The following is a 5,391-nucleotide window of genomic DNA, read 5'->3' on the forward strand; positions in this document are numbered from 1 at the left end:
CTTAAAATCTTCACTATGCTTCATCATCTCGTCGGTCTCCTGTTGCGAGCATAAAACGCTCAGGTGACCGGCACAAATCCGTTACAAGTCCACTATTGCGCGCGCGGCGAGATGGAGAACCGCATCAAGGAGTGCCAGGCTGACCTGTTCGCTGACCGCACATCGAGCACTACAATGCGCGCAAATCAGTTGCGGCTATGGTTCGCATCCATGGCCTACGTGTTGCTCTGTGCGCTGCGCCGTATCGGCCTGCGCTTCACCCAGTTCGCCAACGCGACCTGCGGCACCATCCGCCTCAAGCTCCTCAAGATCGGTGCCCGCGTCACCGTCAGCGTCCGACGCATCAAGGTAGCCATGGCATCCGCTTACCCGTGGCGCGACGAATGGGAACTCGCCCATCTCGCCTTGCGAACTGCTGCGGCGCGCTGACGAAACAGACAGCGCACAGCCCAAAATCCGCCGCCTTGCTCCACCCGCCGTCGCGGGAACGGCGGCGCTCGCCACGCAACTGCCGAAAATCCCCGATGAGTTGGCGCCGCGCTTCGCCATCGCCTCCGTCACCGCCGTAGGGCCGCGAAAGCGCCCCGCCAGGTCAGATCAAACGGCGCTGTGAGATATCCGGGCTAGGCGAGTTGATCGCCTTAGAGTTCAAGTCCCCCCGGCTGCAACAGCAGCATACTGCCCATCGCCGCGCTGGCGGGCTTTGGGAGTTTCCGTCCTTTCGAGCCCACGTCAGCTTCACGCCTGCCGATCATCGGAATATAAAAGGCATCGAGCCTTTCGGTGGGGCGCTTCATTTCGGGCCGGAAGCGATTGATCGTTGGGGCGGATGATCCTTAGTTTCGGTTGAGCCTCATCTGCCTGCTTTGGAGCTTGTCCTTTCACCGGCATTCCAATTCCAGCAGGTCATTAAGCGTCGCGCTCGTTCCAACCGTTTCGAGGATCGACATTTGGTAGTCGCTTGGATCGCGGCTTTTAAGCGCCACGTTCCCGCCATGACCTGATGATAGATATTCGCGCTGTCTGCCCAAGAAGCCGTCTCAAGTCAAAGGGGACGCATTTGGCTCTCCTCGCGCTGATTGCGACTGCGTGGCCAATCTTCTCTTCCCTCGTTTCAACTAAACGGTGGTTTTATTGACTGACAACCTCGTGCTCCACGGGCCTTGAGAATAGCCGGGGTTTCTCCCGATTGTGCAGTGCAGCAGAACAGCTTGGTTTGATGCTGTCAACTTAATCAGAAATAATTCAGATTAAGTTGACATTTTTGATAGATGCTATCACTTTCATCATTATGATAGCAGGAGTGATGGCGTTATGCCAGCTTTGACGATCCGCAATATACCTGATGACGTCCATCGGGGCCTCAAGGCCCTCGCTGCAAGCCACGGCCAGAGCACGGAGGCGGAAGTGCGCGCTATTCTCGCGGCAGCCGTTAAGCCGGCGTCGCGCCTGAAGATGGGGCAAGCTCTTTGGGAGCTTGGCCGTGAGATTGGGCTGACCAATGACGACATTGCTGCAATGGAAGCCTCGCGCGACAGCAAGCCCGCTGAGCCGCTGAGCTTCGATTGATGATTATTCTTGATACGAACGTCATTTCGGAAATGATGAAGCCCGATCCCGCAGAGAGTGTACGGCGCTGGCTTGACGATCAGCTAGCGGAGGTTCTGTTTCTCACATCGGTTAGCCAAGCCGAGTTGCTGTTTGGTATCGCCATGCTTCCGGCCGGTCGTCGTAAGGAGAATCTCGGTGCTGTGCTCACCGGCCTTGAGCCGCTGTTTGCCGGACGCATTCTGCCTTTCGATAGCGATGCCGCGCAGCATTATGCGCATTCGGCGGTAGAAGTCGAGAACAGCGGCAGGGACTTTCCAACACCAAATGGCTACATTGCCGCTATAGCCGCATCGAAGGGCTTTGCTGTTGCCACGCGCGATGTTGCCCCCTTTGAGGCTGGCGGTGTGGCTGTTATCAATCCTTGGGAGGCTGGGGAATGAAGCTTGGATATGCTCGCGTCAGCACGGGGGAGCAGAACCTCGCTTTGCAAATTGACGCGCTTCGCGCTGCGGGGGTGGAGCGCATCTTCGAGGATAAGGGGGTTAGCGGATCGATGGTTCTCAAACCGGCCTTTGCGGACTTGCTGCGGCACGCCAGGGCTGGCGATGAGATTATTGTATGGCGGTTAGATCGACTGGGCCGGTCTCTTACCTCCCTCGTCACCGAGTTGGAGTTGCTGGCCAAACTTGATCTTGGTTTTCGGTCCTTGACCGAGCAGATCGAAACGGTGACGCCCGGTGGCCGGCTGTTCTTTCATATGGTTGGGGCCTTTGCTCAGTTTGAGCGCGATGTGATCCGAGAGCGTACCAATGCGGGGCTCCAGGCGGCTCGTCGCGCTGGCAAACGGTTGGGGCGGCCGCCGTCGGTCAGCGATTCACAGTGGCAGCAGGTTAAGGCGCTGATGTCAGGCCCTGCTGAAATGAGTGTGGCGTCCGTCGCCGATCTTCTGGGTGTGAGCCGCCAGGCTATCTACAAGCGGCTCCGCCGCGAGCAGGCCACAGAGGTATCAGCTTCCGAGCCAGGCCCCTTGCCCTGCCCAGTCAGTTAGTTGCGCGAAGGTCACAGCAGTCTGTTCGCACCATCCTTTTCAGGCTCGCATCCGTCTGAGTGATGCTGATTTGACATCGCGCCTCTCCTTCATGGGCGTGTTGTTGTCTGACGCACTTGAACGCCTCCCCTGCCCTTGCGTGTCTGGTCTTTGCCCCAAGCGGATAACCGTCGCTGTGCGACGACGGTTTCCGTAACCGGACCCTCCGTTTTTCAGCTTGCCCGCGCCAGGTGGCCGTTCCGGGGGTGTGCGTCAGCAACGACGCATGAAGGAATGAGCCATGAAGAATATCGCAGAGTTTCGTATCATTGTTCGGGTGGGCCGGACAGCAGTGCTGGAAAAGGTGGCTTACATCAACGTAGCCGCCAATTATGGCCGCAAGGTCAGCGGGCAGTGGGAGGATGACACCCATTGGAACCGTGTGACTGTTTTCGGCAAGGCTATGGAGCGTGTCGGGACATTGGGACGTGGCGACCTCGTTCAAATCGTAGGCCGGGTTCGCCAGACGCAGTATGAGCGCGAAGGGCAGACGGTCTATAGCGTGGACCTGATTGCTGGTGGTTTCGCGACGCTTTCACAGCATGGCGATCCGGCTGATTTCGGCCATGATGACTGAGCTGGCAGCGGGGCGACCGATGCTGCCCCGCTCACTTTAAGATTTCTAAAAGGATTGCTATTTAGCAATCGCAAGGCAATTAATCGCCTTTCGATTGCCTTGAAAAAGAATTGCGCAATAGCATGCCTAGCGAAAGGCAATGGACATAGATTGCGACTGCCTATAGAAAGGAACTCGCAATTATATCGAAAGCCTTTAGATTGCGGGCGGATTGCCTGACGATTCACAGTGAGGCGAAGGGGCAAAAATGGCGGTAATCTCGATTGGCAACCCGAAGGGAGGGGCCGGTAAAACGACGCTTGCACTCGTCCTGGCGGATACCCTTGCTTCAAACGGCGCACGTGTCAGTGTCATCGATGCCGACCCTAATGCGATTATCGAAAAGTGGGCGGCGAAGCGGATAGCGGCGGGCAAAGAGTTGCCATATCGTGTGATACCGAGGCCAACTGAATCCGAGATGATCGGCACCATCGACCGCATCTCTAAGGAAGATCAGTTTGTCATCATCGATCTGGAAGGGTCAGCATCGCGCATGACATCGCGCGCCCTGGCGCGCTCGCACATGGTCCTCGTGCCTTTCAATCTATCTCCCATCGACGCCGAATTGGCGGCTCAGGCCGTGAGGGCTATCCAAGAGGAAGAGGAGGCGCTTGAGCGCCGCATTCCCTTCCGGCTTGTCAGGAGCAGGATCAACGCGGCGATCGAAACGAAGACGGCAAAGCGCATCGTTGATGCGATCAGGGCGGCAGAGTTGCCGCTTCTGAACACAGCATTGGTCGAACGCGCTGCCTACCGGGATATTTTTGAGTTTGGGATGCTGCTGTCCGAGCTGGACAACGCGACAACATCCGGCGTGCAAAATGCCATCACCAATGCGGCCGAGCTTGCGCAGGCTGTCGTGAATGCCATGCGGGAGGAGTATCCGGGATGACGGATTTCGGTTTCGGGAAGGGTGGAGCTAAGCCCAAGGCAGAGGCTGCGGCAACTAAGCTGGATCTTGGTGGAATGCCGAATGGACCCATTGAAAACGACCGGATGCGCGAGCGTGATGCGATGGAGCGTGCAGAACGCGTCGGCTTTACCGACCGGGGGCAGGGGAGGGGGGTCGTTCGCCGCAAGCGCGTCGCTCAGCCTACGGCAACCGTTTACGTGAAGGGGCCGGAGGAGCTGATCGAGTGGTTCATTCACTATACCGAGAGTAAGGGGCATTCGGCATACTGGAAGGCGATTAAGGACTTCCGGGCGATGGTCGAGGGGCGATAGGCAAGATTCGATAGGGCAAGCTCTAGCGATCGCCATTGATTTTTTGTAACCCTGCCCGCTGGCGCCTCTTCCTAGGGTGCGGACTCATTAGAGCCACCAGATCACGGTAGCAGCGATGGCGATGGTTGCCATGAAGGTTTTGATGTTGCGGTCGAAGCGCATGGCGACGCGCCGCCAGTCCTTGAAGCGGCAGAACATCCGTTCGATGACGTTGCGCTGTTTGTAGATGGCCGGATCGCAATCTAGCTGGACCTTTCGGTTGCGCTTGGAGGGGATGACCGCGGTGGTGCCGCGCGAGGCGAGCCAGGCGCGCAGGTCGTTGCTGTCGTAACCCTTGTCGCCGACCAGCTCTGCCGAGGGCGGCATCGCCGCGATGCACTGCTGCGCAACCCGCATATCGTGAGCGTTTCCGGGGGTCAGGAGCAGGACGCAGGGACGGCCCTTCACGTCGCAGACGGCGTGGAGCTTGGTGTTGCGGCCGCCGCGTGTCTGGCCGATACCATTGGCCAAGGCCCCCCTTTTGCGCCGCCAGCGGTGCGGTGGACCTTGATGCAGGTACTGTCGATGAACAGCCGGTCGGGGACATCCTCGGCGCCGGCCAACGCACTGAAGATGTTCTCCCAGATGCCCCGCTCGGCCCAGCGCACGAAGCGGTTGTAGAGCGTCTTCTTTGGGCCATAGACCGGCGGACAATCGCCCCAGCGCCCGCCGCTTTGCAGGGCATGGACGATCCCCGACAGTACCCGGCGGTCATCCACCCGCTTCATGCCGCGTGTGCCGGTCGGCAACAGCGGCTCAATCCGCGCCCACTGGGCATCCGAAAACCAAAAGAAATCCGCCATTGCCAACGCCTCCTCGCAGGACGCGTTGAATCACACTCAATGGCAGATGGGAATCCCGTTAATGGGTCCGG

The 5,391-nt window shown here is 58.7% G+C and carries 7 protein-coding genes and 1 pseudogene; 7 read left to right on the forward strand and 1 reads right to left on the reverse strand.

Translation table 11 applies throughout. The features are described from left to right. From BGP00_RS16615 to BGP00_RS16645, 7 genes and pseudogenes are all read left to right on the forward strand, one after another. Positions 1-429 (forward strand): annotated as a pseudogene (locus tag BGP00_RS16615) (transposase); the annotation flags it as partial. An 885-nt stretch (positions 430-1,314) separates the two neighbouring features. Continuing rightward, entirely contained in the window at positions 1,315-1,569 is a 255-nt protein-coding gene (locus BGP00_RS16620) for a plasmid stabilization protein (protein WP_292925781.1), read from the forward strand. Continuing rightward, the gene (locus tag BGP00_RS16625) at positions 1,569-1,991 is read left to right on the forward strand and encodes a type II toxin-antitoxin system VapC family toxin (protein WP_292925782.1); all 423 of its coding nucleotides are present in this window, start codon (positions 1,569-1,571) and stop codon (positions 1,989-1,991) included. The genes BGP00_RS16620 and BGP00_RS16625 overlap by 1 nt, the downstream gene beginning before the upstream one ends. After that, the gene (locus BGP00_RS16630) at positions 1,988-2,599 is read left to right on the forward strand and encodes a recombinase family protein (protein WP_292925783.1); all 612 of its coding nucleotides are present in this window, start codon (positions 1,988-1,990) and stop codon (positions 2,597-2,599) included. The genes BGP00_RS16625 and BGP00_RS16630 overlap by 4 nt, the downstream gene beginning before the upstream one ends. Positions 2,600-2,879: 280 nt before the next feature. Further along, positions 2,880-3,215, forward strand: coding sequence for a single-stranded DNA-binding protein (locus BGP00_RS16635; protein WP_292925784.1), 336 nt, complete (start codon positions 2,880-2,882; stop codon positions 3,213-3,215). A 247-nt stretch (positions 3,216-3,462) separates the two neighbouring features. Next, complete coding sequence (locus BGP00_RS16640; RefSeq protein ID WP_292925785.1) at positions 3,463-4,146, forward strand: ParA family protein; 684 nt, start codon at positions 3,463-3,465, stop codon at positions 4,144-4,146. After that, positions 4,143-4,478 (forward strand): hypothetical protein, encoded by a 336-nt coding sequence (locus BGP00_RS16645; RefSeq protein WP_292925786.1) that lies wholly within the window; start codon positions 4,143-4,145, stop codon positions 4,476-4,478. Before BGP00_RS16640 ends, BGP00_RS16645 begins: the two co-directional genes overlap by 4 nt. A gap of 87 nt (positions 4,479-4,565) precedes the next feature. Here the strand turns inward: BGP00_RS16645 and BGP00_RS16650 are convergent. Beyond that, positions 4,566-5,320 (reverse strand): IS5 family transposase gene (locus tag BGP00_RS16650; RefSeq protein ID WP_292925787.1). Its coding sequence is split into 2 segments (ribosomal slippage): positions 4,566-4,987 and positions 4,987-5,320, totalling 756 coding nucleotides; the frame shifts between segments, so codons are not numbered across the junction. Positions 5,321-5,391 lie beyond the last annotated feature (71 nt).

The organism is Novosphingobium sp. 63-713 (genome assembly GCF_001898925.1).
Taxonomy (GTDB): domain Bacteria; phylum Pseudomonadota; class Alphaproteobacteria; order Sphingomonadales; family Sphingomonadaceae; genus Novosphingobium.

Bases quoted from the DNA above. Each gene is read 5' to 3' on its own strand.
- BGP00_RS16640 (WP_292925785.1), top strand. From the start codon at position 3,463: ATGGCGGTAATCTCGATTGGCAACCCGAAGGGAGGGGCCGGTAAAACG.
- BGP00_RS16620 (WP_292925781.1), top strand. From the start codon at position 1,315: ATGCCAGCTTTGACGATCCGCAATATACCTGATGACGTCCATCGGGGC.
- BGP00_RS16630 (WP_292925783.1), top strand. From the start codon at position 1,988: ATGAAGCTTGGATATGCTCGCGTCAGCACGGGGGAGCAGAACCTCGCT.
- BGP00_RS16635 (WP_292925784.1), top strand. From the start codon at position 2,880: ATGAAGAATATCGCAGAGTTTCGTATCATTGTTCGGGTGGGCCGGACA.
- BGP00_RS16625 (WP_292925782.1), top strand. From the start codon at position 1,569: ATGATTATTCTTGATACGAACGTCATTTCGGAAATGATGAAGCCCGAT.
- BGP00_RS16645 (WP_292925786.1), top strand. From the start codon at position 4,143: ATGACGGATTTCGGTTTCGGGAAGGGTGGAGCTAAGCCCAAGGCAGAG.